Source organism: Chromobacterium sphagni (assembly GCF_001855575.1).
Classification (GTDB): domain Bacteria; phylum Pseudomonadota; class Gammaproteobacteria; order Burkholderiales; family Chromobacteriaceae; genus Chromobacterium; species Chromobacterium sphagni.
Genome location: NZ_MKCS01000004.1, coordinates 212,583 through 236,940, shown reverse-complemented (window position 1 = coordinate 236,940; position 24,358 = coordinate 212,583). Strand labels below are relative to the sequence as shown.

Below are 24,358 nucleotides of genomic sequence, written 5' to 3'. Positions count from 1 at the left end.
AAAGCCGCATTTGCGGCTTTATTGAAAATAAACGCCTCTGCTCAATGCCGGGCTTCGCGCACCGCGGCCGCCACGTCGTAATCGAACAGCTGGTTGACGTCTTCCTCGTCGAACACATAGTGCTGATTGCAGTAGTCGCAAACAATCTCGACGCTGCCCTGCTCCAGCAGCACGTCGCCCACTTCTTCGCCGCCCAGCATGGTCAGCATGCCGCCAACCCGCTCGCGCGAGCAGTTGCAGTTGAAGCTGACGCCTTCCTGCTCGAACACCCGCACCTGCTCCTCATGGAACAGACGGTGCAAGATGTCCTCGGCGTCCAGCTCCAGCAGTTCTTCCGCTTTCAGCGTCCGGCCCAGCAGCTTGATGCGGTTCCAGCCTTCGGCTTCGCCATGTCCTTCCGGCAGCCGCTGCAGCAGCATGCCGGCGGCGGCGCTGTCGCTGCTGGCCAATACCAGAGCGGTGTCCAGCTGTTCGGAGCGCTGCATGTAGTTTTCCAGCATCACACCCACCGAGTCGCCTTCCAGCGCCACGATGCCTTGCCAGGTCTGGCTCTTGTCCAAGCGAGGCTCCAGCGTCAGCACGAAACGGCCGCCGTTGCCCAGCAATTCGGCCAAGGGCAGGTTTTCCAGCTCGCCGTCCCACTTGGCGGTGGCGCGCACGGTGCGATCGTTGTTGCACTCCACCACAGCCAGCTTCAAAGCGCCGGTGCCGTGAATCTGCAGGATCAGCGTACCGTCGAACTTCAGATTGGCCGCCATCAGCACCGAGGCCGCCATCATCTCGCCCAAAATGGTCTTCAGCGCCTGCGGATAGGCGCGGCGCGACAGCACCTGCTGCCAGGCGCCGTCCAGACGCACCAATGCGCCGCGCACCGGCGCGCCGTCAAAAAGGAATCGTTGCAGTTTATCGTGTTGGTTCATGCTCATGCTTCCTTGGCCGTGTTGGCGGCCAACTCTACGGTATAGATGGACATCGGCATCGAGGAGCTGACGTCGAATTCGCAGCCGGCGCGCACGCCGATTTCGGCGATCTCGCTGGCGCACAGGTCCTGGTCATAGGCCGCGTACATGGCGCCCATCGCGAACTTGCGGCCCGAGCCTATTGCCCAGATGCGCGAGAATTCATAGATCTCCCGCATCGGGTAAACACCGAAAATGCCGTGGGCGTTGGCGATCACAACCATCATCTGGCTGGATTCGTACGGATCTTCCTCATCCTCCTCCGGCCTCAGGTAGAAACCGTCCTTCAGCTTGGGATGCAGCTTGCGGAAAGTGTCGAAAATGCCCTGGCGGCTGCTCAGGTCTTTTTTCTTGAGGTCTTTCAAGGCGCCCTGCAGTACCAGGTCGTGCGCGGCGGAGCCGGATACCGCCAGATAGCTGTCGCCATGGCGGAAAATCTTGTCGTGGAAACAGTCGTACGGCGCCAAGAGCTTCTGGTCATCGCCAAAAGTGGTCTGGCTATCGGCGGCGATGGCAATCTGATTGCCCTTGCGCACAGCCACAATGGTTGTCATGCGGCACACCTTGTCTATAGATAGATGAAGAAAATCGGCCCGCTCAGCCGCATATCGGTTCGAGATAGGGCCAAATGGCGGATTTTCAAACCCCCGGCGCAAAGCCGAACCGGCGAATATACCATAGCGGCGGCCAGCCATGCAGCGCGGGCGCGGTGTGGATCAGGCGTTCTGCTATGGCTCCACACCTATCCGCTCCACCTGCATTGGCGGAAGCGCGCCCGGCAGCCAGCGCTGGTAAAGCTTACGAAAGCTGCCGTCGCGCTTGAGTTCGCGCAAGACGCGCTCCCAGGCCAGCACCGTGTCCCTATCGGTGCCAAGCGAAAAAGCCAAGTAAAGGTCTATCTTCTCCAGCGGGGCCACCAGTTCGACGGCATCAGGCGGCAAACCCGCCTTGCGCACCACGCTGTCCACCACGCTATCACCCTCGGACCACAGCTCGACTCGCCCCGAATGCAGCAGCAAGGCCGACTGCTCTGGATCCGCGCTCTCTACGATATTGCGAAAGCCATGCTTTTTCGCCATCGCCAGGAAGATGCTGCTGCGAAAAGCGGTGACAGGCAGGTCCAGCAAATCGCCATGGATCCGCCGAATCTTTTCCGCCTCTCCCTTGCGGCAATAGAGATTGATCACCGAACGCGCCACCGGCCCCACCATGGTCGTCATCTGCTCGCGTTCCGGCGTACGCCCCAGCACGAACAGCAGCACGTTGGGCCGGCTGGTCAGATAGCTGTAAGCCCTGGCCCAGGGCAGCAACTGCACCGGCTGCGCCGCTCCCTGCCTTTGCTGGATCAGATTGACCAGATCCACCGCCATGCCTTTCACCTGATTGCCTTCGGCAAAGCTGATGGGCGGCCACTCGTCGGTATAAATCGACAGCGGCGGCGAGGCGGCGCCTGCTGGCGCCGCGGACCACAGCAGGAAAAAACACAACAGCAGGCGAGTCGCCATGGCGCATCCCATATTGATTTTCTTCAGCATAATCGCCATCCGTCACGAATGCTAAGCGCCAAACTCGACCCCACTTCCCGGCGCAACAGCCAGCCCCGCCACCCTGGGTGCATGGCTTGCCATGACAGGCGCCAGCCCCCTGGGCGGACCGATGACGGACAGCTTGATAAGGGACTGTTATTCCTGATATTTATGCCATCGCTAGAGGAACCTACTTATAAACAAACCCCCTCAAACCGCATATGATGTAAGGGCAAAGTTCAGCCCGCCCAGCGCCATGAGCCAGCGGCGGAGACCCCTTCTTCCAAAGAGGTGAGTGCCATGCTTGACAGCAACTTCGATCTGGATGAGCCGTTGGAGGCCATTCTGCAGCGTCCCTTGACCTGGTTTGAGAAGCAGCAGATTCAGGAGAAAAACGAATCCGCGCCGCTTGAGGTCTTTGGCGCTGTTGAAGGCGCAACCGACGCTCACACGCTACGCCGCCGCCTGAAAGACTTGGCAAAAATGCAGGTTGTACACATCGACCGCTCGCGTGAGGGCCGGCCGTCGCTGGTCGATATGCCCGTCAATGCCGAAGCTTTCTAGAGCGGGCGAAAACACATCGACAGGCGAATCCCGTTTCCGGCCCGCCAGCAGCAACAAAGACACCTCCGCAAATGCGGAGGTGTCTGCTTTCAAGCCTTACGCTGGCGCAATTGGCTTTCTACATGCCGGACCGCCAGCCGGAGCCGCAAAAGAACAGAGCCAGCAGTTGCTCTGACGCAGACACCGGCCCCTCAAGCCCACAGTCTTAACTATAACGGTCCGTATACCGCGCCCTGATTCTGATCCACCCGATCCCGCGCCCAGAAGCGCCAACCATTAGCTTGGGCATATTCTCCAACGATATTCACCCCCTGCTGGCTATTGTATTGCCCCGCTGGAATATTATTGACGCCAGAGGGGCTGATATGAAGCAAATAAGCATGCCTTTGCGCCATCACCTCCGCCAAGCGCGCTGCATACCGCGCCGGATCGCTGATGAAGTTGTTATGCTCGACGGTAATATGCTGCCGATCCGGCCCATATGCCAAAAACTGGCAACCATTCATGCCATCGGTAAACATGTAATACCTTGCCGGCTGCTGGGTAGGCAATACAAACAGGTTGATATTATTGGCTACCGGATGCGCGTAGAACCCAGGGATATTCGGACTGGCGGCAGTGGACTGCAATACCGCCGCATGCGCGCCTTGCGCGGAAAATTGATACTTGCCATTTCCGGGAGAGACTTGGGCCGGAATCAGTATCGCCTGCGAACGCATGAAGCCTTGCGGATTTTCCAGAAAATCTGTAGTCAAAGACATAATTTTTAATCTCCGTTTTCAATGCGGGTTTAATTGGGACCCAGCCAATCGCCTGCAGTTTCCATTTCCGGCCGGAGGATTTGTAAACCGTGCATCAACGTCACTTCAATCAGGTTTCGACACGCAATCAGGCCGTGCGCGGCAGCAGCAGGCTCAAGCGATGGACCAGCAAGCGCCCTCCGGCATGCAGCATGCACCCCAAGGTGACCGGCACCAGGGTCAACAGACCGTGGCCATCGAGATAGCCAGGGTTTTGCCGGATATAGAACTGCGCCGCCCGGCTGGGACTTTGCAGCCAGGAATGGCGGTCGCGCTCGTTGTCACGGGTTTGCCAGCCGACATGCACAACTCCCGGCACCGCCGGATTAACCGGCTGCAGGCCGAACAGCCGCGCCAGTTGGCCAATCACCCGGCCATACTCCCCTCCCTGTCGCGCGCCCGCGTTGGGCCATATCCGGGAAGCGTAGCGCTCCAGCAGCATGTAGCTGGAAGGATGCACCAAGGCGCCCAGATAATAGATGCGTCGTCCCGGATGGCTCAGCCGGTAACCCAGCACCTGCCGGCACACAAAGGGAGCATTGCGGTTCCTGCCGCGATAGGCGCGCATCAACCCGGCCTCCATGCGAATGACGGTCGCGTCGCGCCCATCCAGTTCCTGCTCGAAAAAGTGGATTGCGCAATACCCCACTGGCTGACCATCGGCATTTTTATGGATGAGGATATTAGTGCGGCGGGCTTTCGAATTCACCACGTAATCGGAGAAATCCGTCTTGCTGACGCCATCGAATATATCGCAATGCACCCGATACAAATCATCGACCAACTCCTGCCTTTTCTCCTCCGACAGCGTAACTGGATCAACGATTTCAGACTTTCCCATTTCAGACATGCCTGCCTCGCTTCGATTCGACAATAAACTCTCAGCGGGTCCATCATCCGAAATCATGACATCATCCGGATGAGGACCAATGGTAGGCAGAATAAATCATACGTTTGAATCATGGCAACGACAAAAAGGCCAGTCAAAGACTGGCCAAAAACAATCCCAACAAGTTCAATCAAATATTCGATTAATATTTTCAGATAAACAATTCAGAAAATCAGCGCTGAAACATGGCAAGTAAAAACAAAAAACAATAAAAGCATCATAACGGGGAAATAAATCACCCACTCGCACCCGTCCCTCAAACCTTTTGCAACGCCGGCATCAATCCATCAAAAATCCACCATGACATTACCCTCTTGCCGGATGTATCCCGCAGCTAGACGGCAATCATTTTCCGCACCAGATAACCCTTCATTCGCATCGCGGGCTTGACTCCGGAAATCACCAACCGGTCCAGCGCCACCGTGGCCAAGCCTGTCAGATTGCGCCAGCCGTCGGCGGTGATCGCCAAAGTGTCCGAGTGCCGGTAGCCGCCCTCCTCAGCCAGGTAGATCCCAGGCTCGATCGACACCACCATGCCAGCCTGCAGCACATCCGCACTGCCTTGCGCCAGCCAGGGCGCCTCGTGGTTGCCCAGGCCCAGTCCGTGGCCGCAGCGATGCAGGCGCAGATGCCAGTCGCCAAAGCTTTGATCGCGCAGAAAATCGCTGACGGTTTCGTCTATCTCGGCGCAAGCCACTCCCGGCCGCAGCATCGACATCGCCAGCTGGCGGGCGCGGCTCATCGCCTCGAAACGCTCGCGCTGCGCAGCCGTGGGCGGCCGGGTAAAGAAAGTGCGCTCGCACTCGGCGGTATAGCCATCGAGCCGCACCACCGAAATCACCACATGAGGGCCGCCCTGCAGACGCTGCGACAATTGCGGAACCGCGTGCGGCTGGGCGCTGAGCGGCGCCGGCCAGGGTGCCAGCAGCACCCGGGTGCTCAAGGGGTCGAAGTCGGGCTCGTCGCGGATGATGCGGCGCAACAGCCGTTGGCCGTTGGCATAGCCTTCCGCCACGGAAACGCCGTCGTAGACGCCCTCCAACAGTTGATTGACCCCTTGCGCCGCGTAACGCCCCGCCAGCTCGAGCTTGGCGATCTCCCACGGCGACTTGATCATGCGCAGATCTTCCAGATCCCCGCCCGCACGCCCGCCGACGGACTGCAGAAATTCAGCCAGATGCAGCTGCGTGGCGGGGTCGAAAACGAAGCTGTCGCGCAGCAAAGGGGTCAGCGCATCTTGCCAGCGCTCCCCGGCCGGGGCCGGATATTCGCGGTAGCTGTGCATGTCCGCCGCCGCCACGCCCCAAGCCTCTTTCAGGTGGGCGTGCTCCAACTGGGGCACCAGCAAGGCGCGGCGGCCGCTGTCGGCGTCCAGCAACAGGAAGAACGGCCGCTCCAGCGGCTCGTAGCTGATGCCGGACAGGTAGTAGATGCTATCGGCGCTGCTGGCCACGTATTGCCGTATGCCCGCCTCCAGCAGACGGTGTCTGAGCAACTGATCACGCCGCGCCATCTCCTGATGGCGGTCCTGTGCGAAGTTTGCCATCCCGGCTCCCAGTTACATGATTGAGATATCAATATGGCATGTTCATTTCAATTTCACATTCCGTTTACAAGGCCGCTAGGCGGCTTCGATCAGTCTGGCATCCCGCAAGCGGCGCGACTGGGCCCACAGCAGGCCGCCCACCAGCAGGCCCAGCAGCAGATTGACCAGCGGCATCGCCAGCCACACGCCATTCTGGCCAAGCCACAGCGGCAACAAGCTCAGCGCCGGTAGCAGCAGCAGGGTCTTGCTTATGGTGACGCCCAACGCCAGCCGGGTGAGCGCCATCGCCTGCAGCGCGGTGCACCCCACCACCACCAGGCCATCCAGCGGCATGGCCAGCAGATGCAAGCGCAGCGCGCGGCTGCCGGCGTCTATCAGGTCTTGGCTGCCGTCGCTGTACCAGCCTGCGATCCAGGCCGGGAACAGCTGCACCACAGCCAATGCCGCCACGCCTATGCCCAGGCCCACCTTGACCCCATGCAGCAAAGCCTCGCGCGCCCGCTCAGGCTGCCCCGCCCCGGTGGCGTGGCCCAGCAAGGGCTGCATCCCCACCGCCAGGCCGTGAATCACCAGGGTAAACAGCGATTCGCTGTAACCGGCCACGGCATACGCCGCCACGCTCAAGTCGTCTCCCCATGCCAGCAACTGATAGTTGTGCGAATACAGCAGCAGGGCCAGGTTCAACTCCATCAACAAGCTGGGCACCCCCATCGCAAGAATAGGCCACAGGCCGGACATATCCGGCTTCAGCGCGTTCAGGCTCAGACGCAAGGCGGCATGGCGGCTGAAGAAGTAAGCCAGGCCCAACGCCACTACTACCGCCTCGGCCAGCAGCGTGCCGATGGCCGCGCCGGCCAGTCCCATGCCCATCACCCCTACCAGCAGATAGTCCAGCAGGATATTGAGCAACGCGCCCAGCACCATCAGCGCGGTTGCCAGCCTGGGCTTGCCGTCGTTGCGCACCAGGTAGGTCAACAGCATCGGCCCCATGGTCAGCACCCCTCCGGCCAGCATCCACCACAGATAGGCGCGCGCCTGCTCCGCCACCTGTGGCTGGACATCCGCCCGCAACCAGCCCAGCAGGCTTTGCAGATTGGGCAGCCCCAACAGCGGAATGGCGGCGCCCAGCACCGCCAGCAGCAGCAAGGCCGCCAGCAGCGTGCCCCTGGCCTGCTGCTCCTGGCCTGCGCCCTGCTGGATGGCGATGCGGGTGGCCGCGCCCATGCTGATCATCGCGCCCAGGCCCACCTGCACCATCACCAGCGGATAGGCGAGATTAATCGCTGCCAGGCCGTGGCTGCCGACGTAGTGGCCGACGAAAATGCCGTCGATGACGGCGTACAGGCCGGTCACCAACATGCCGACAATGGAGGGAATGGCGTAGCGCCAGAACAAGGTGGAGACCGGCAACGTATCCAGATCGCGGGTGTGTGCGTGAGAGTGAGACATGGGAAGGATTGAAAGATAGTAGTGTCTACCATTCTAACATTTAATCAGTCATGCGTGATTAATTATTTTCCGGCACAATGCGGCAAACGACTGGAAGGGGCAAGATGGCGCGCAAAACCAAGGAAGACTCGCAGAAGACCCGGGACGCCATTCTGGACGGAGCGGAACAGGTTTTTCTGGCCAAGGGCATAGCCAACGCCACCATGGCGGACATCGCCGACGCCGCCGGCGTGTCGCGCGGCGCAGTATACGGCCATTACGACAACAAGCTGCTAGTATGCCGGGCGATGATAGACCGCGCCTTCGCGCTGGACGCGCTGCATTTCCCCGCCCAGCAGGACTCGGCCTGCGACACGTTATTGGCCGCTGGCTGCTACTACCTGACGCAGTTCCTGGAGCCGGGTTCGCCGCAGCGGGTGTTTGAAATTCTCTACCTCAAGTGCGAGCGCAACGAGGAAAACCGCAGCGTGCTGCGCCGGCGCAAGGTGGTGGACCGCCTGTCCATGCACTACATCCGCCGCCAACTGCGGCGCGCCATCGCCCAGCGCGAACTGCCTGACACGCTGGACGTCATGCTGTGCGCCGATTATCTGGGCAGCCTGTTCGACGGCCTATACAAGCTGCTGGAAGGCGGAGCGAGCGTGCAGCCACACTGCGAGCGCATTCTGCGCGGCGCGCTGCAAGGCTTGCCGCACGCATCCAGCCTGCAGCGCCAGGCATGACGGCTACTCGACGTGGCGGCGAAAACACCACAGCGCCAGACCCAGCGTCAAGAGCGCGATCAACCACAAGGGCAGCAGCCACGGCCAGGCGTCGGCAAAGCCGTAACCCTTGAGAAACACCCCCTTGAGAATGGGAATGAAGTAGCTGAGCGGATTGAGCCGCGCCAGCCATTGCAGCAGCTGCGGCATGTTTTCTATCGGCGACACGTAGCCGGACAGGATCACCGCCGGCACCATGAAGGAAAACACCCCCAGAAAAGCCTGCTGCTGGGTATGGGAGAGCGACGAGATGAATAAGCCCACCCCGGCCAGCGCCAAGCCGTAGCTAGCCATGCTGACGAACAGCAGCGGCAATGAGCCGCCAAACGGCACCCGGTACACCCACACTGCGGCGGAAACTATGAGGCTGCCTTGCAGCAGCGCCACCAGCACGCCCGGCACCGCTTTGCCGGCCATGATGTAGGCTGGCGTCAGCGGCGAAACCAGCAACTGGTCGAAAGTCCCTTCCTCGCGCTCGCGCGCCACCGACAGCGCGGTGACGATCAGGCAGCCCACAGTGGTGATGATGGCCACCAGGCTGGGCAGCACGTGCCACTGAAACTCCAGGTTGGGGTTGTACAGATTGCGCACCCCCACCCCGCCGTCCGCGTCGCCGGTCCGCTCCTGCTGGTACGCCGCCGCCACCTCGCCGATGTAGGCGCTGGCGATCTGCCCGCTGTTCGAGCGCCGTCCGTCCACGATCACCTCCAGCGGCGCGCTGCGCCCCGCCGCCAGCTTGCGGGAGAAATCGGCCGGAAACACCACCGCCAGCAACGCGCGCTGACGGTCTATGGCTTCGCGCAGCTCAGGCTGGCTGTAAACCGGCACGATCTGGTCGAAAATGACGCTGCTGGCCAAGCGCTTCACCAGCTCCTGCGAAGCCGCGCCGCCATCCTGGTTGTATACCACCAGACTGGCATGCTTCACCTCCAGCGTGGCGGCGAAGGGAAACACCACCAGCTGCAGCAGCACCGGCACCACCAACAACAGGCGCCCCTGGCGGCTGCCGACGATGGTCTGCAACTCCTTGATGATCAGCCACTGCAAGCGTTGCCACATGGTTTCAGTCCAGGGTCCGGCGGGTTTTGCGCACGGTCTGGCCCAGCCAGAACGCGCCCAGCACCATCAGGCTGGCGGCATTGAACCACAGCAGCGAGGGGATCACCCCGGCCTGGAACAACGTCTGCAGGGTACTGGCGAAATAGCGCGCCGGCAGGATGCGGGTAAGCCATTGCAGCGGAGCCGGCATGCTGGATATCTCGAACACGAAGCCCGACAGCATCAAGGCCGGCAGATAACCGGCGGTGAGAGCCGCCTGCGCCGCGTCGAACTGGCTTTTCAGCACGGTTGACAGAAACAGCCCCATGCCCAGCGCGTTGGCGAGGAACAGCGACGACATCAGCCACAACAACCACAGCGGGCCGCGGAACGGCACCCCCATCACGAACACCGCCACTAGCAGGCACAGCAGCATGGCGGCGATGCCCAGCACGTAGTAAGGCAGGACCTTGGACAGGATCAGTTCCGCCCGGCTCACCGGCGTGGCCAGCAAGGCCTCCATGGTGCCGCGCTCCCACTCCCGCGCCACCACCAGCGAGGACAGCAAGGCGCCGACTATGGTCATCACCAGCGCGATGGTGCCCGGTACCAGAAAATTTGGACTCTCGGCACTGGGATTGAACCAGAAGCGCTGGCGGATATCGATAATCGGGTCTTGCGGCTGCGCGCGGTTCTGCCCCTCTTGCTGCCGCCATTGCTGCCAGGCGCCCAGCACGTAGGCGGCGACGAAGTTGGCGGTATTGGGCTCGGCGCCGTCGGTCAGCAGCTGGATGCCGCCGCCGCTCGGCGCGCGGCGGGAAAAATCATTGGGAATCACCACCGCGCCGCGTATCTTGCCGTGCGCCAGTTGTTCTTCCAACTGCGCGCGCGAAACCAGCGGGTGGATCTCGAGCGACGGCGTGGCGCGGAAGGTGGCCGCCAGCCGCGCCGCGACGGCGCCGCCGTCCTGATTGAGCAGGCCCAGCCGGATATGGGCCGAGTCCAGGTTCACCGCGTAGCCCAGGATGAACAACAGCGCCACCGGCAGGATGAAGGCGATCAGGATGCTGCTGGGGTCGCGCACGATCTGGTAGCTTTCCTTGCGGCACAGGGCCAGCAGCCGACGCAGCTTCAATCCGCTCATGAGTCGGCCCCGTCCACCAACTGGATGAAGGCGTCCTCCATGGTGGGATTGGGCCGCGCCGCGCTCGCCACGCCTTGCTTGAGCGCGTCCGGCGTGTCCAGCGCCAGCAGCTTGCCGCGATAGATCAGCGCGATGCGGTCGCAGTACTCGGCCTCGTCCATGAAGTGGGTGGTCACCAGCACCGTGACGCCCTTCTCGGCCAGGCCGTTGATATGGGTCCAGAATTCGCGCCGCGTCACCGGATCCACCCCGGAGGTCGGCTCATCCAGGAACAGCAGCGGCGGCTCGTGCATCACCGCGCAGGCCAGCGCCAGCCTCTGCTTGAAACCCAGCGGCAAGGTGGCGGCCAGTCCATCCAGATAGGGCCCCAGGCCGAACACCCGCGCCATCTGCGCCACCTTGTCGCGCTGCGCCCGGCCGCGCAAACCGTAGACACCGGAGAAGAACATCAGGTTGCGCCGCACCGACAATTGCGCGTACAGCGAAAATTTCTGCGCCATATAACCCAGTTGCTGGCGGGCGGCGGTAGGGCTGGTCTTCAAATCCAGCCCCATCACCAGCGCCTGGCCGGCGCTGGGCTTAAGCAGCCCGCACTCCATCTTGAAGGTGGTGGATTTGCCGGCGCCGTTGGGACCCAGGAGGCCAAACACCTCGCCGCGCCGCACCGCGAAACTGACGTCGTCGGTGGCGTAGAAGTCGCCGAAGCGCTTAGACAGGCCCCTGGCCTCTATCACCGCCTCGCCGGCATGTTCAGCCACCGCCGGCATCACCTCGGCCAGCACGGAGTCGCCGCCCGGTCCACCACCCAGCAGACTGATGAAGGCATCCTCCAACCGCGGCGGCGCGGCTTGCAGGCGGGCGTCCGGCCCCGCCTCGGCAAGCTGCAGATCCGGCCATTGGTCCTCGTCGCGCAACAGCAGGCGCAGGCTGCTGCCCTGTATGGTGCCGTCCATCAGCTGCGGCTGGCGCAGCAGTCTTTGCAGCACTTGGCGGCGGTTGCCGGCGATACCGGTCAGCTGCAGGCAGCGGCCCACCAACGGGCGGGTCAATTCGGCCGGCGGCCCGCCTGCTCGGATGCGGCCCTGGTTCATCAGATAGACCACGTCGCAGCTTTCAGCTTCGTCCAGATAGGCGGTGCTGAGCAGCACGGTGATGCCTTCGGCCGACAAGGCGCGGATCAGCTTCCACAGCTCGCGGCGGGAGATCGGGTCCACCCCCACGCCGGGTTCGTCCAGCAGCAGCACCCGCGGCCGGCCCAGCAGCGAGCAGGCCAGGCCCAGCTTCTGCTTCATGCCGCCGGACAGCTTGCCGGCGTAGCGGCCGGTGAACGGCGAGAGGTCGGTCAGCGCCAGCAGACGGGTGAAATCCTGCATGCGCTCCCCGCCCGTCACATCGCGCAAGTCGGCGTACAGATCGAGATTTTCCTGCACTGTCAGGTCTTCGTACAAGCCGAACTTCTGCGGCATGTAACCAGCCTGGCGGCGCAAGGCTTCGCCATCCTCCTGCGGATCCAGGCCCGCCACCCGCACACTGCCCGCACTTGGCGCAAGCAGGCCTGCCAGGATGCGCAACAAGGTGGTTTTTCCGGCGCCGTCGGGCCCCACCAAGCCGGCGATGCGGCCAGCGGGAATATCCAGGCTGACGTCGGTCACCGCATCCTGAACCGCGCCGGCGAAACGCTTCGCCAGGCCTTGCGTCAGGATAGCCGGCGCCGCGCTCACGGAGCCAGCCTCACCGTCATCGGCATGCCCTGGTTGAGCCCGGCGTCGGCGTCGCTCACCACGATGCGGATGCGATAAACCAGCGAGGTGCGCAGATCGGCGGTTTCCACCGATTTGGGCGTGAATTCGGCGGTGGGCGACACAAAGCCCACCACGCCGTGATAGGTCTTGTCCGGGTGGCTGTCATTGCTGAGCAGCACCTTGCTGCCGCTGGCGAAGCGCCCCAGCTGGGGTTCGCCGACATAAGCGCGCACCCACACCGGCTGCCGCAGCGACAGGCTGAAGGCTGGCGTGCCAGCCTGCACCATGCTGCCGGCCTCGACCGCGCGGGTGAGGACGATGCCGGCGCTGGGCGCCTGCAGGTTGGCGTCGCGCAGCGCCAGCCGGGCGGCGGCCAGGTCCGCCCGCGCCTGTTTCAGCTGGGCGTCGGATTCGGCGATTTCCTCCGGACGGTAGCCTTTGACCAGCAGCTGCAGCTGCTGTTGGGCGGCATCGCGCTGGGAGATGGCCTGATCGCGCTGCGAACGGGCGGCCTCCAGCAACTGTTGGCTACTGCCGCCGGCCGGCACCAGCTCGCGTTGGCGGCGATATTCGCTTTCAGCCTGCACCCACGCGGCCTTCGCCGCGTCCAGCCTGGCGCGCGCCTGGGCGATGTCCTCGCTGCGGCTCCCCTTGTGGATCAGCGCGTTGCGCGCCGCCAGCGCCGCCTCGTTGGCAAGCGCCGCGTTCAGGCTGTTGCGCAGCGGCTCGGCATCCAGCCGCGCCAGTATCTGGCCCGGCTGCACGCTGTCGCCCTCGTCCACCTGCACCAAGGCCAGGCGGCCGGACACGCGGAAGGCCAGGCTCAGCTCGCGGATGTCGACATTGCCGTACAGCGTGGATTGGCGTTCCGCCTCGGCTGCGCTCTGGTAGAAGTAGTAAGCGATGCCGCCGGCCAGCAATGCCGGCAGCGCGACAGCCGCCACCCAGATCTTTTTCATTGCGACTCCCCCCTTGTCGAGATGCCCGCCAGCGCCCAGTCCAGCCTTTGTCTCGCCGCCTCGATATCCGCCATCCAGGCTTGCAGCTGCCGCACAGCCGGCGGCAGCCAGTCGCAGGCCGCCAGCGGGCCGCGCGCCAGCAGCAGCGGCATCCCGATCGCCGCCATCAGATAGCCTAGCAATTGCGGCGCCGGCGCCGCGATCAGCCTCCCCTGCCTTTGCGCGCGGCTCAGCAACACGATCAGCAGCCGAAAGTGACGGGACGGCAGCCGCAACACGAAAGCCTGCGCGGCCGGTTCCCCGGCCAGCGCATCCGCCAGCACATGGCTGAGGAAGCCGGCATTCTGCGCCGCCAGCTCCAGCAATTGTTCCAGGACGGCTTGCAGCCGGGACAGGGCGTCGCCGGATTGCAAGCGCGCCACCGGACGCAACTGGCGGTAGATGGGCGCGTACCATAACTCCACCAGTTCGCTGATAAAGCGCTCGCGGTTCCCGAAGTGGTAGACGAATCTGCCTAGATTGACGCCGGCGGCGGCCAGCTCGCGCACCACCAATCCGCGCACGCCGGTGCGCGCCACCATGGCCAAGCCTTTCCGCAACAGGCGCTGGCGGGTATCAATCTGCTTGCCGGATAAGCCCATTCATTTCTTATACGTCCGTATAAAAATGGCGACAAGGAAAGCCGGGATCAAAAACGCAGGATCGCAAGCCAAGGGGACCCGCGGCGCAACAGCCGCCGGGGTCGATCATTCACGGTCAGAGGGTTTTGCACATCAGGAAGCCGGCGCCAAACCACAGCCCCACCACCATCAGCGGCTCCGCCATCTTGCCGCGCAACAGCATCAGCGGCGCGCGGAAACGGATGCGAATGGGCCACAGCAGCGGAATACCGGCCGGCGTCAGCCAGTCTCCAACCAGATGCGAGGCATAACCTACGCAGATGCCGAGCACCAGCGGCATGGCGTGGCCCAGCCTGATGTTCCAGCCATGCAGGCAGGCGATGCAGGCGTAGAACACGCCGGCCACCGCTAGCAGGCTGTGGGTGATGCCGCGATGGCCGAAGAGGTAGGCCACCGGGCGGGAGATGAAGGGAATGCGCCGGCCCAGCCAGCTTTTGGGATGGTCGATGTCTGGCAGCAGCGAACCGGCCAGGCCTCCAGCCAGCAGCAATAGCGCCAGCATCGGGGGCAAATGCAGCAACAAGGCGGCGGATACCGCGCAAAACGCGCCGAACGCGACATGTGTGGCGACCATCATCCGGCTATCCCGCCGCTTTCCCTGCTGACCATCGTGCGCTGCCCCTGCGGCATGTTGTTATCTTGCTACCGACCGCTTATGCCGCCATCGCCACCTGCCCGCCACACACGGATCAAACACATGTATGAACGAGCGGGCGCCATGCTACTGCATCACACGCGCCGGATGCAAAGAAAACTTGCCGTCCGCCAAATTGAAAATGGAAGTCTATGCCAATGCGCTGCCTGATTTCAGCTGATGGATGTCAGTCCCCGCCAAGCGCGCTTGACAAGAGACAGGGGAATTGCCATTTGGTGCCTGAATATCCCGAGCTGCCGCGGAAGCGTTATAAAATGAAGCTGCCAGTCGCGTCCGGCTGGCGAAAACGGCAAGCCCCCGCCGACGCATCCGTCCGCTTCACCGGAGAACCTCATGCGACGCCTGTCCACAATCATCCTGGCGCTCTGCCTTGCCGCGATGGCGCCGGCCGCCCAGGCGCGACCGGCAACGCAGATGACGTGGGTGCTGTCCGACTGGCCGCCCAATTTCATCGTGCGGGACGGCAAGCCCACCACCGGACAAAATGATGTCTACCTGAAGCTGATCATGCAGAAATGGCCGCAGGCCGAGCATCGCTTCATTGTGATGAGCACCGCGCGCAGCGTCTTGGAATTGCAGAACAAGAGCCCCATCTGCCGGCTCAATCTGATTCCCACCCCAACGCGGGAGAGGCTCGCCTTCTTCACGCTGACGCATATGCAGCTGCCGTTGCAGGTAATCATCCGCCGCGAAGTGGCGGCGAAAGCGCCATTGAACGACAAAGGCGAGGTAGTACTGGAACAACTGATCCGCCAACCGGATCTGCGCGGCATCGTCGCCGCCGGCAGGAGCTATACCGCCGGCATCGACAGGCAGCTGGCCAGCGACAAGGACAAGTCCAATCTGCGAGACATCCAGAACCTGCCGTCGAATGAGGGCTTGTTCAAGCTGCTGCAGCTGGGCCGGGCCGACTACACGCTGGACTACGAATCCGATCTCAATTACCAACAGCGGAGCCATGGCAACCAGGCTCTGGTCAGCCTGCCGCTGGCCGGCGCCGCGCTGATACCGGTCGGCATCGCCTGCCCGCGCACGGAGTGGGGTCGGCAGGCCATCCTGAAAATCGACGCGCTGCTTGCCCAGGTGGTGAACGACCCCGCCTACCGCGCGGCGCAGGAGCGCTGGCTGTCGCCGGCATCGCTGCAACGCTACAAGCCGGAGCTGGACAAGTTCTACCGGCAACGCGGCCATGCATCCGACCCCGCGCGGTTTTCGCTGACCGCCCATCCCTGACCCAGCGGAAGCGAAAAAGGCCAGGCGGCAACATCCATCCGGCCCCATGCCGCTGACCAGCAGCCTTAAACCTGGAACTGCGCCACCGACTGCCTGAGGCTGCCGGTCACCTCGTCTATGCGCTGTATGCTCTCGGACGCCTGGGTAGCCGCCACCGCGTTGCCGGACGCCACCTGGGCGATCTGCTCGACGTGACGGGCGATGTCCTGGCTGGCGGTGCCCTGCTCCTGCAGCGCGTGCGAGATGTCGTTGACCACCCGCACCACTTGGCTGGCGCTGCCATGAATCTGCTGGATCAGCTGGCCGCCGTGCTCGGCCAGCTCCAGGCCGGTTTTCACCCTGGTCACCGTCTCGCTCATATTCTGCCGCGACAGGTCGGAACTGGCCTGGATCTCGTCGATCATGGTCGCGGTCTGCTCCGTCGCCTTGGCGGTGCGTTCGGACAGCTTGCGCACCTCGTCGGCCACCACGGCGAAACCGCGGCCGCTCTCGCCGGCCCGCGCCGCCTCGATGGCGGCGTTCAAAGCCAGCAGATTGGTCTGGTCGGCGATATCCTTGATCACCTGCATGATATTGGAGATGGTGGCGGTCTTGCTGGCCAGGTCGGCAATCGCCGCTTCGGTCATGTCCACCGTAGCGCTGATGCCCTGCATCTCCTCCACGGCGCGGGCGATCACTTCGCTGCCGGTCTCCGACAACTGGCCGGAATCCTGCGACACCGAGCGAGCATCCTTGGCGTGCTGGGCGATATGGTTGATGCTGACGGTCAGTTGCTCCACCGACGCCGCCATCGCCGCCGCGCCCTCGCTCTGCCCCTGGGAATTGTCGGCCACCATGCGGGCGCCGCCCACCACGTCGGCGTTCAGCCTGCCCAACTCCTCGGCGTCGCGCATGATCTCGCCCACCAGTTGGCGCAACTGAGCCTGCATCTCGCGGATGTGGGCCAGCAGGCTGTCCTTGTCCCCCGCGGCCAGACGTATCTCGCGGTCCAGCTTGCCGGCGGCGATTTCACGCACAATGGCGGCGGCCTCGGACGGCTCGGCGCCCAGTTCGCGCATCACGCTGCGGTACACCCACCAGCCCAGCGACAGGCTTACCACCATGAACAGCAACACCTGCGCGCCCACGCTCAACACCTGGTCAAGCAGCACCGCGTTGATGTCGTCCAGATACAAGCCCGTGCCAACCACCCACCCCCAACGGGAGGTGGTCTGGAAATAGGCCAGCTTGGGCTGCGGCACGCGGGCTCCCGGCTTGTCCCAGTAATATTGGGCGAAGCCCTTGCCGCCGTTCTCTCGCAGCACCCGGTCGAACAGCTGGCCCATGCCTATGCCGGTCGCGTCCTTGACGCCGTGCATGTCCTTGCCCACCAGCTTGGGATTCATTCCATGGGCCAGCCACACCATATTGCGGTCCAGAGTGAAGAAATACTCGTTGCCGTCGAAACGCAGCCGCGCCAGCTCCTGCAAGGCCTGGCGCTTGGCATCGGCCTCCGGCACCATGCCGGCGGCCGCCTGCTCCTCATGCGCCGCCACCAGGCTGGCGGCGGCCTCCACCTGATGGCGCACCAGATCGTGCCGGTCGGACAGCATCTGCTGGCGCAAAGCATTCATCAACAACGCGCCCAGCACACATACCAATACGATGGTGCCGGCCGTCTGCAGCAGCAATCGTCGCTTCAATGAAATTGTTCTCGCCATTGCCCCATCCAGTTGATTTGTAAACAACGGGCAACGATAACGCATTCGATTATTCAATTTCAATATCAATCTTAATATTATTGACTTTTGTCATTAAATAACCCACACACAAAACCGGATTTTTCCAGACAACTGAACTTGCCGCTTGACTTTCATATCTTAAGACATATATCTTAAGACTGTTTTTCGTATTAGGAGCCGTCATGCGCCCCCTACACCACAGCCCCTCGCAACGCCCCAACTCGCTCCGTCGCCTGTTGCAGGCCATGACGGGACATCATCGCCGCGGCGGCGGCAGACGCCACGCCCACTACGCCGGCGACAACGAACATCTGTCGCGCGGCCGCAAATTCAGTTCGGACGACCTGCAACTGCTGCTGCTGGCGCTGATCGCCGAACGCTCCAGCCACGGCTACGAACTGATCAAGGAGCTGGCCGGCCGCTCCAACGGCTATTACAGCCCCAGCCCAGGCATGGTCTATCCCGCCCTCACCTATCTAGAAGAAGTCGGCCATGTCACCGTCGCCAGCAGCGGCAACCGCAAATGCTATTCGATAGCCGAGTCCGGCCATCAGCATCTTGCGGTCAAGCGCGAGCATGTGGGGCTGATGCTGGCCAAGCTCAACCACATCGGCCGCAAGATGGAACTGGCGCGCCGCGCCTACGCCGGCGAGGAGATCGGCGAAGACGGCGCCGCCGGCTGGATCAAGGAGCTGATAGAAGCCCGCCGCGCGCTCAAGCACGCGCTGCTGCTGCGCGACAAGGCAGACTCCTGTGAGCAGCGCCGCATTGCGGAGATCCTGCAGCGCGCCGCCACCGAAATCACCGGCCCAACAAAATAAAGGAACCCACCATGCATCAGGATCTGACCATACAAAAACTGCGCCACCCGCTGAAATTCCGCCTGCTGCAGGTAAGCCGCGTCCAGCGGCTTGCCGGGCGCATGCTGCGCATCACGCTGAAGGGTGAAGACCTGGCGGGCTTCGTCTCCGCCTCCTTCGACGACCACATCAAACTGTTCTTCCCCGCCGCGGGCGAGAGCCAGCCGGCCATCCCCACAGTCGGCGAAAGCGGCATCACCTTTCCCGCCAGCCAAGCGAAGCCGGCGATGCGCGACTACACCCCGCGCCGTTACGATGCCGCCGCCGGCGAGCTGGACATCGACTTCGTGGTGCATGACGGCGGCGTCGCATCCGACTGGGCGGCACAGGCGCAAGTCGGCCACTACCTGGGAATAGGCGGCCCGCGCGGCTCGCGCGTGGTGCCGACCGGTTTCGACTGGCACTGGCTGATAGGCGATGAAACGGCGCTGCCGGCCATCGCCCGCCGGCTGGAGGAACTGCCGGCGGACAGCGTCGGCACCGCGCTGATCCTGGTGGACGATGAGACCGCCCGCTTGCCGCTGAGCCGCCCCGCCGGCGTGGAAATCGTCTGGCGGCACCGCGATCAGCAGCAGAATCTGCTGCAAGCGGTGGCGCAAATGGCTCTGCCGGCCGGCGCGGGCTATGTCTGGGCTGCGGGAGAAAGCGGCGAGATGCGCGCGCTGCACAAGCATCTGCAACAGCTGGGAATAGACAAGGACAGGATGCGCGTGGCCGGCTACTGGAAAAGCGGCGACGTCGGCGCGCATGAAACCATAGGAGAATGATGAAAAGCCCGGCGCCATGAGGCCCGGGCTTTTTCGCGGCGGCGCGGGCCGCTTACTTGCTGCCGCTGGAGGAGTATTCCACGTCGCTGACGACATCTCGCTCATCGAACGACACCACCAGCAGCTTGCTGTAAAGCTTCATATTGAACACAGTGCCGGTAACGTGGGTATAGGCATATACCACGCCCTTGCCGGTCTTGCTTTTGATAATGGGATAGATCGCCTCGCCGCTGGGCTTGCCCAGCAGCGCGATCACCTCGGAGCGGGTGGTCGCGCCCTTCCGCAACGCCGACACCTTGCCTTCATCAAAATCGGTGGCGTCTTCGGCGAACGAACTATTGAACTCCTCGCCAACCAGCACATCCTTGAAAGTGGAAAATACCATGGCGCGGGCCGGTGTGACACCGGGGTAGCGGGCCGCGCCCGACGTGGAAGCATAAGCATAACGCGCCAGTTTGATGGTTTGGTCGTTCTTCATCGCCTCGCCGCTTTGCTGCGGCTCGCCCATCACCCTGGCCACGTCCGCCGCCGTGGATTGGCCAAGCGTCAGCGCGCCGGCATCCGGTCTTTTGAAATTGGTTCCCGCGCAACCGGAAAGCATGGTCGCCGCCAGCAGGGAAAGTGTCAGGATAGTCTTTTTCATTTTAATCTCTTCACGGAATCGGCAATGATTGGTATCAAGCGCCAGGTACGCCATTTCCTGGAGCGTATCCGGCCGGGCCATATTCGTCCTCAATGGATTCCGGCCGGACAGGCGGCGATTATCGCAAAAACGCTTTTCCCCGCCAATGACAAAGCAATGAGAGACCGCAAACAGGCGCGATTCCAATTCAAAACGGAAAATTCCCGATTGGATTTTGCCTGCATGATTTCCCGCAAGCGCCGCCATCGCGTCATGAAAAGGCCGACGGATACGTCCGCGCGGAAAACGAACCAGACGCGCAAGCATCCGCGGCAAACCAAACGCATTGTCATTGCGGTTGCCCGCCGGCGCAACGCACGTTCTTCCCGCAACCATCGCCCAGGCCCCGGAAACGAAAAACGGAAGCCATCTGGCTTCCGTTTGCTTTCGCTGCTCACAACCGCACTGCCGAATCAACCCACCCAGCGCCGCGCCGAGGCGAACATGCGGAACCAGGCGCCGTTCTCGCCCCATTCAGCCGGATGCCAGCTGTTCTGCACTGTGCGGAACACCCGCTCGGGGTGCGGCATCATGATGGTGAAGCGGCCGTCCGGCGTGGTGACGCCGGTGATGCCCGCGGGAGAACCGTTGGGGTTCAGCGGATAGGTTTCGGTGGCGCGGCCGTCGAAGTCGATGTAGCGCAACGCGGTCAGCACCTGGTCCTGGCTGCCCGGCGCGAACACCGCGCGGCCTTCGCCATGGCTCACCACCACCGGCAGGCGGCTGCCCACCATGTCCGCCAGGAAGATCGACGGCGACGCCGTGACCTCCACCATAGTGAAGCGCGCCTCGAACTGCTCCGACGCGTTGCGGCGGAACTTCGGCCAGTACTCGGCGCCGGGAATGATGGACGACAGGTTGGACATCATCTGGCAGCCATTGCACACGCCCAGCGCGAAGGTGTCCTTGCGGCCGAAGAAAACCTCGAACTGTTGGCGCGCGCGCGGATTGAACAGAATGCTCTTGGCCCAGCCCTCACCGGCGCCCAGCACGTCGCCGTAGCTGAAGCCGCCGCAGGCCGCCAAGCCCTTGAAGTCGGCCAGTTGCACGCGGCCGGCGATGATGTCGCTCATGTGCACGTCAACCGCGTCGAAGCCGGCGCGGTCGAACGCCGCCGCCATCTCCAGCTGGCCGTTGACGCCCTGCTCGCGCAGGACGGCCATGCGCGGACGCGCGCCAGTGGCGATGAACGGCGCCGCCGGGTTGCCCTGCACGTCGAAGCTCAGCTGGGCGAACAGCCCGCGCGGCTTGGCGTGGCTGCGCAGCAGCTGTTCGCTGTCGGCGCAGGCCGGATTGTCGCGCAGGCGCTGCATGCGGGCGCTGGTTTCCGACCAAGCGCAGAACAGCTCGCTGCGGCTCTCGCTGAACAGGTCCTTGCCCTTGTGCTTGATCACCAGGCGATCATAACCGTTGATGCGGCCCAGCACGAACAACTCGCGGCCGATGCCGGCTTTCATGAAGCGCGCGATCACCTCGGGCGTGTCGCCCTTGCGCACCTGCAGCACCGCGCCCAGCTCCTCGTTGAACAGCACGCGCATGATGCGGCCATGGGTTGCCGCCTCTAGCGAAGGCTGCACGTAGTCGTCGATGATGCGCTGGGTGTTTTGCCGCTCTATCACCAGTTCCTGCAGATCGACGCTGATGCCGACATGGCTGGCGAACATCATTTCCGCCAGCGTGGCGAACAGGCCACCGTCGGAGCGGTCGTGGTAGGCCAGGATCTTGTCGTCGCGCAGCAGCGACTGCACGGTGCCGAAGAAAGCCGCCAGCTGCTGCGGGCTTTCCACGTCCGGCGCGCGGCCCTTCATGTCTTTCCACACCTGGCCGTAGATCGAACCGCCGAGGCGGCAGCGGCCATAGCCCAGATCGATCAGGATCAGATCGCTGTCCTTCACGTCCTGCAGCGCCGGGGTGACGGTCTTGCGCACGTCCTCCACCGGGGAGAAGGCGGAGATCACCACCGACATCGGCGCGGTAACCGACTTTTGCTCGCCGTTCTCCTGCCATACCGTCTTCATCGACAGCGAGTCCTTGCCCACCGGGATGCTGACGCCCAGGCTCTGGCTCAGCTCGGACACCGCTTCAACCGTGCGGTACAGGCGCACGTCTTCGCCCGGATGGCCGGCCGGCGCCATCCAGTTGGCGGACAGCTTGACATTGCCCAGATGGCCGACGAAAGCCGCGGCGATATTGGTCAGCGCCTCGCCTATGGCCATGCGGCCCGAGGCCGGCGCGCTGAACAGCGCGGCCGGCGTGCGTTCGCCCATCGCCATCGCTTCGCCGCGATAGGTGTTGAAACCCATGGTGGTGACGGCAACGTCGGCCACCGGCACCTGCCAGCGGCCCACCATCTGGTCGCGCGCGGTCATGCCGCCGACCGAGCGATCGCCGATGGTGATCAGGAAGGACTTGTCGGCCACCGTCGGGTGGCGCAGCACGCGGTAGGCGGTTTCGCGCAGCGGATACCTGGACGCGTCGAAGGTCTGGAACTCGGGCTCCAGCGTCTTCACGTCGCGGGTCATGCGCGGCGGCTTGCCCAGCAGCACTTCCAGCGGCATGTCCACCGGATTGTTGTCGAAATGGTCGTCGCGCACCTGCAGATGGCCGTCGTCGGTTGCCGTGCCCAGCACCGCGAACGGACAGCGCTCGCGCTCGCACAGCGCGCTGAAGCGCTCCAGGTCCTGAGGCAGGATGGCCATCACGTAGCGCTCCTGCGCCTCGTTGGACCAGATCTGCATCGGCGTCATGCCCTTCTCTTCCAGATGCACCTTGCGCAGGTGGAAGACGGCGCCGCGGCCAGCGTCGTTCACCAGCTCCGGGAAGGCGTTGGACAAGCCGCCGGCGCCCACGTCGTGGATGGAGACGATGGGGTTAGCCTCGCCCAGCTGCCAGCAGCGGTCTATCACCTCCTGGCAGCGGCGCTCGATTTCCGGATTGCCGCGCTGCACCGAATCGAAGTCCAGGTTTTCGCTATTGGCGCCGGTGTCCATCGACGAGGCGGCGCCGCCGCCCAGGCCGATCAACAGGCCCGGACCGCCCAGCTGGATCAGCAGCGCGCCTTCCGGGATTTCGTTCTTGTGGATCTGCTGCTGCTGGATGCTGCCCAGGCCGCCAGCCAGCATGATGGGCTTGTGGTAGCCGCGCATCTCGCCGTTCACTTCTTCTTCAAAAGTGCGGAAATAGCCGGTGAGGTTGGGACGGCCGAACTCGTTGTTGAACGCCGCGCCGCCTATCGGGCCTTCCAGCATGATCTGCAGCGCCGAGGCGATGCGGCCGGGCTTGCCGTACTCCGCCTGCCCATCGCGGTACAGCTCCCACGGCTGCTTGAAGCCGGGAATATTCAGATTGGACACCGAAAAGCCGGTCAGACCGGCCTTGGGGCGCGAGCCGCGTCCGGTGGCGCCTTCGTCGCGGATCTCGCCGCCGTTGCCGGTGGAGGCGCCGGCGAAGGGCGAAATGGCGGTCGGGTGGTTATGCGTTTCCACCTTCATCAGGATGTCGGTGGGCTCGCTATTGTAGGCGTACTGATGGCTGCCCGGCTGCGGGTAGAAGCGCTCGATGAAAGCGCCTTCGATCACCGAGGCATTGTCCTTGTAGGCCACCAGGGTGCCCTGCGGATGGGCGTCGTGGGTATCGCGTATCATGCGGAACAGCGATTTGCCCTGTTCGACGCCGTCGATGATGAATTGGGCGTTGAATATCTTGTGGCGGCAGTGCTCGGAGTTGGCCTGGGCGAACATCATCAGCTCGACGTCGCTGGGGTTGCGCTTCATCCGTTGGAAGTTTTCCACCAGATAATCCACTTCATCTTCGGACAAGGCCAGACCCAGCTTGGCGTTGGCGTCGGCCAGCGCTTCGCGACCGCCGCCCAGCACATCCACGCGGGTCATCGGCTGCGGGTCGATATGGACGAACAGTTTCTCCACCTCGTCGAACGAGGCCAGCACCGTTTCGGTCATCCTATCGTGCAAGAGGCCCGCCAGAATGTGGCGAGCCTCTTTACTTAAAGATTTATTTGCGGACTTGACCCGGAATGCGGTGCCGCGTTCGATTCTGCGGATTCTTGGCAGGCCGCAGTGCCTGGCGATGTCGGTGGCCTTGGACGCCCATGGCGACAAAGTGCCGATACGCGGCGTCACCAGGAACAGTTCGCCTTCCGGCTCCGCGCTCAGCGGCGGCTCGCCGTAGCTGAGCAATTGGCCCAGCACGCCTACCTCTTCCAGCGTCAATTCGCTGTCGCTTTCCGCAAAATGCCAATACTCGGCCATCAGGACCAGATCCTTCAAACCGGCATCGGCCGCTGCCGCCTGCAGTTTTTCAAGACGAAACGGTGACAGGGCAACGCCACCGCGCAGCTTGGTAATGTAAGACATTAGACACCCG

At 63.2% G+C, this 24,358-nt stretch carries 21 protein-coding genes; 5 read left to right on the top strand and 16 right to left on the bottom strand.

The window, feature by feature from the left end:
- Positions 1-41: 41 nt before the first annotated feature.
- From hslO to BI347_RS21635, 3 genes are all read right to left on the bottom strand, one after another.
- The gene (gene hslO / locus BI347_RS21645) at positions 42-926 is read right to left on the bottom strand and encodes an Hsp33 family molecular chaperone HslO (RefSeq protein WP_204378125.1); all 885 of its coding nucleotides are present in this window, start codon (positions 924-926) and stop codon (positions 42-44) included.
- Positions 923-1,513, bottom strand: a complete 591-nt coding sequence (locus BI347_RS21640; RefSeq protein ID WP_071117072.1) for an Ntn hydrolase family protein — start codon at positions 1,511-1,513, stop codon at positions 923-925. The genes hslO and BI347_RS21640 overlap by 4 nt, the downstream gene beginning before the upstream one ends.
- A gap of 174 nt (positions 1,514-1,687) precedes the next feature.
- Positions 1,688-2,464, bottom strand: coding sequence for a substrate-binding periplasmic protein (locus tag BI347_RS21635; protein ID WP_071117178.1), 777 nt, complete (start codon positions 2,462-2,464; stop codon positions 1,688-1,690).
- Between the two features lie 321 nt (positions 2,465-2,785).
- Between BI347_RS21635 and BI347_RS21630 the strand changes: the two genes are divergently transcribed.
- The gene (locus BI347_RS21630) at positions 2,786-3,049 is read left to right on the top strand and encodes a hypothetical protein (RefSeq protein WP_071117071.1); all 264 of its coding nucleotides are present in this window, start codon (positions 2,786-2,788) and stop codon (positions 3,047-3,049) included.
- 209 nt (positions 3,050-3,258) lie between these two features.
- Here BI347_RS21630 and BI347_RS21625 read toward each other — a convergent pair whose 3' ends face one another.
- From BI347_RS21625 to BI347_RS21610, 4 genes are all read right to left on the bottom strand, one after another.
- Positions 3,259-3,810 (bottom strand): hypothetical protein, encoded by a 552-nt coding sequence (locus tag BI347_RS21625; protein ID WP_071117070.1) that lies wholly within the window; start codon positions 3,808-3,810, stop codon positions 3,259-3,261.
- A gap of 127 nt (positions 3,811-3,937) precedes the next feature.
- Complete coding sequence (locus tag BI347_RS21620) at positions 3,938-4,756, bottom strand: hypothetical protein (protein ID WP_139167294.1); 819 nt, start codon at positions 4,754-4,756, stop codon at positions 3,938-3,940.
- 316 nt (positions 4,757-5,072) lie between these two features.
- On the bottom strand, positions 5,073-6,284 hold the full coding sequence (locus tag BI347_RS21615; RefSeq protein ID WP_071117068.1) for a M24 family metallopeptidase: 1,212 nt from the start codon (positions 6,282-6,284) through the stop codon (positions 5,073-5,075).
- A 75-nt stretch (positions 6,285-6,359) separates the two neighbouring features.
- Positions 6,360-7,733 carry an MATE family efflux transporter gene (locus tag BI347_RS21610; protein WP_071117067.1) on the bottom strand — a complete coding sequence of 458 codons (1,374 nt, stop codon included), beginning with the start codon at positions 7,731-7,733 and terminating at the stop codon, positions 6,360-6,362.
- Between the two features lie 104 nt (positions 7,734-7,837).
- Between BI347_RS21610 and BI347_RS21605 the strand changes: the two genes are divergently transcribed.
- Complete coding sequence (locus BI347_RS21605) at positions 7,838-8,455, top strand: TetR family transcriptional regulator (RefSeq protein WP_071117066.1); 618 nt, start codon at positions 7,838-7,840, stop codon at positions 8,453-8,455.
- A 3-nt stretch (positions 8,456-8,458) separates the two neighbouring features.
- Here the strand turns inward: BI347_RS21605 and BI347_RS21600 are convergent, their stop codons facing one another.
- The 6 genes from BI347_RS21600 to BI347_RS21575 all read right to left on the bottom strand — a co-directional run bounded on the left by BI347_RS21600 (position 8,459) and on the right by BI347_RS21575 (position 14,634).
- Positions 8,459-9,553 carry an ABC transporter permease gene (locus BI347_RS21600; protein ID WP_071117065.1) on the bottom strand — a complete coding sequence of 365 codons (1,095 nt, stop codon included), beginning with the start codon at positions 9,551-9,553 and terminating at the stop codon, positions 8,459-8,461.
- A 4-nt stretch (positions 9,554-9,557) separates the two neighbouring features.
- On the bottom strand, positions 9,558-10,676 hold the full coding sequence (locus tag BI347_RS21595; protein ID WP_071117064.1) for an ABC transporter permease: 1,119 nt from the start codon (positions 10,674-10,676) through the stop codon (positions 9,558-9,560).
- Positions 10,673-12,397, bottom strand: coding sequence for an ATP-binding cassette domain-containing protein (locus BI347_RS21590; RefSeq protein WP_071117063.1), 1,725 nt, complete (start codon positions 12,395-12,397; stop codon positions 10,673-10,675). Before BI347_RS21590 ends, BI347_RS21595 begins: the two co-directional genes overlap by 4 nt.
- Entirely contained in the window at positions 12,394-13,377 is a 984-nt protein-coding gene (gene hlyD / locus BI347_RS21585; protein ID WP_071114933.1) for a secretion protein HlyD, read from the bottom strand. The genes BI347_RS21590 and hlyD overlap by 4 nt, the downstream gene beginning before the upstream one ends.
- The gene (locus tag BI347_RS21580; RefSeq protein WP_071114934.1) at positions 13,374-14,018 is read right to left on the bottom strand and encodes a TetR/AcrR family transcriptional regulator; all 645 of its coding nucleotides are present in this window, start codon (positions 14,016-14,018) and stop codon (positions 13,374-13,376) included. Before BI347_RS21580 ends, hlyD begins: the two co-directional genes overlap by 4 nt.
- 115 nt (positions 14,019-14,133) lie before the next feature.
- Complete coding sequence (locus BI347_RS21575; RefSeq protein WP_071114935.1) at positions 14,134-14,634, bottom strand: metal-dependent hydrolase; 501 nt, start codon at positions 14,632-14,634, stop codon at positions 14,134-14,136.
- Positions 14,635-15,045: 411 nt separating this feature from the next.
- On the opposite strand from BI347_RS21575, the gene BI347_RS21570 reads away from it, so the two are divergent.
- Positions 15,046-15,945: a TIGR02285 family protein gene (locus BI347_RS21570; protein WP_071114936.1), complete on the top strand. Its 900-nt coding sequence runs from the start codon at positions 15,046-15,048 to the stop codon at positions 15,943-15,945.
- Positions 15,946-16,010: 65 nt separating this feature from the next.
- On the opposite strand, the gene BI347_RS21565 is transcribed toward BI347_RS21570, so the two are convergent.
- Positions 16,011-17,645, bottom strand: a complete 1,635-nt coding sequence (locus BI347_RS21565) for a methyl-accepting chemotaxis protein (protein ID WP_071114937.1) — start codon at positions 17,643-17,645, stop codon at positions 16,011-16,013.
- A gap of 203 nt (positions 17,646-17,848) precedes the next feature.
- Here BI347_RS21565 and BI347_RS21560 point away from each other — a divergent pair, with 203 nt between their 5' ends.
- Positions 17,849-18,487: a PadR family transcriptional regulator gene (locus tag BI347_RS21560; protein ID WP_071117062.1), complete on the top strand. Its 639-nt coding sequence runs from the start codon at positions 17,849-17,851 to the stop codon at positions 18,485-18,487.
- 11 nt (positions 18,488-18,498) lie between these two features.
- Positions 18,499-19,293, top strand: a complete 795-nt coding sequence (locus tag BI347_RS21555) for a siderophore-interacting protein (protein WP_071117061.1) — start codon at positions 18,499-18,501, stop codon at positions 19,291-19,293.
- A 52-nt stretch (positions 19,294-19,345) separates the two neighbouring features.
- On the opposite strand, the gene BI347_RS23820 is transcribed toward BI347_RS21555, so the two are convergent.
- Both BI347_RS23820 and purL read right to left on the bottom strand, forming a co-directional pair.
- Positions 19,346-20,449 (bottom strand): hypothetical protein, encoded by a 1,104-nt coding sequence (locus BI347_RS23820; protein ID WP_158020837.1) that lies wholly within the window; start codon positions 20,447-20,449, stop codon positions 19,346-19,348.
- Positions 20,389-24,348: a phosphoribosylformylglycinamidine synthase gene (gene purL / locus BI347_RS21545; protein ID WP_071117060.1), complete on the bottom strand. Its 3,960-nt coding sequence runs from the start codon at positions 24,346-24,348 to the stop codon at positions 20,389-20,391. Before purL ends, BI347_RS23820 begins: the two co-directional genes overlap by 61 nt.
- Between the last annotated feature and the right edge of the window lie 10 nt (positions 24,349-24,358).

Bases quoted from the DNA above. Each gene is read 5' to 3' on its own strand.
- hslO (WP_204378125.1), bottom strand. From the start codon at position 926: ATGAGCATGAACCAACACGATAAACTGCAACGATTCCTTTTTGACGGC.
- BI347_RS21640 (WP_071117072.1), bottom strand. From the start codon at position 1,513: ATGACAACCATTGTGGCTGTGCGCAAGGGCAATCAGATTGCCATCGCC.
- BI347_RS21635 (WP_071117178.1), bottom strand. From the start codon at position 2,464: ATGGCGACTCGCCTGCTGTTGTGTTTTTTCCTGCTGTGGTCCGCGGCG.
- BI347_RS21630 (WP_071117071.1), top strand. From the start codon at position 2,786: ATGCTTGACAGCAACTTCGATCTGGATGAGCCGTTGGAGGCCATTCTG.
- BI347_RS21625 (WP_071117070.1), bottom strand. From the start codon at position 3,810: ATGTCTTTGACTACAGATTTTCTGGAAAATCCGCAAGGCTTCATGCGT.
- BI347_RS21620 (WP_139167294.1), bottom strand. From the start codon at position 4,756: ATGATTTCGGATGATGGACCCGCTGAGAGTTTATTGTCGAATCGAAGC.
- BI347_RS21615 (WP_071117068.1), bottom strand. From the start codon at position 6,284: ATGGCAAACTTCGCACAGGACCGCCATCAGGAGATGGCGCGGCGTGAT.
- BI347_RS21610 (WP_071117067.1), bottom strand. From the start codon at position 7,733: ATGTCTCACTCTCACGCACACACCCGCGATCTGGATACGTTGCCGGTC.
- BI347_RS21605 (WP_071117066.1), top strand. From the start codon at position 7,838: ATGGCGCGCAAAACCAAGGAAGACTCGCAGAAGACCCGGGACGCCATT.
- BI347_RS21600 (WP_071117065.1), bottom strand. From the start codon at position 9,553: ATGTGGCAACGCTTGCAGTGGCTGATCATCAAGGAGTTGCAGACCATC.
- BI347_RS21595 (WP_071117064.1), bottom strand. From the start codon at position 10,676: ATGAGCGGATTGAAGCTGCGTCGGCTGCTGGCCCTGTGCCGCAAGGAA.
- hlyD (WP_071114933.1), bottom strand. From the start codon at position 13,377: ATGAAAAAGATCTGGGTGGCGGCTGTCGCGCTGCCGGCATTGCTGGCC.
- BI347_RS21580 (WP_071114934.1), bottom strand. From the start codon at position 14,018: ATGGGCTTATCCGGCAAGCAGATTGATACCCGCCAGCGCCTGTTGCGG.
- BI347_RS21575 (WP_071114935.1), bottom strand. From the start codon at position 14,634: ATGATGGTCGCCACACATGTCGCGTTCGGCGCGTTTTGCGCGGTATCC.
- BI347_RS21570 (WP_071114936.1), top strand. From the start codon at position 15,046: ATGCGACGCCTGTCCACAATCATCCTGGCGCTCTGCCTTGCCGCGATG.
- BI347_RS21565 (WP_071114937.1), bottom strand. From the start codon at position 17,645: ATGGCGAGAACAATTTCATTGAAGCGACGATTGCTGCTGCAGACGGCC.
- BI347_RS21560 (WP_071117062.1), top strand. From the start codon at position 17,849: ATGCGCCCCCTACACCACAGCCCCTCGCAACGCCCCAACTCGCTCCGT.
- BI347_RS21555 (WP_071117061.1), top strand. From the start codon at position 18,499: ATGCATCAGGATCTGACCATACAAAAACTGCGCCACCCGCTGAAATTC.
- BI347_RS23820 (WP_158020837.1), bottom strand. From the start codon at position 20,449: ATGGGGCGAGAACGGCGCCTGGTTCCGCATGTTCGCCTCGGCGCGGCG.
- purL (WP_071117060.1), bottom strand. From the start codon at position 24,348: ATGTCTTACATTACCAAGCTGCGCGGTGGCGTTGCCCTGTCACCGTTT.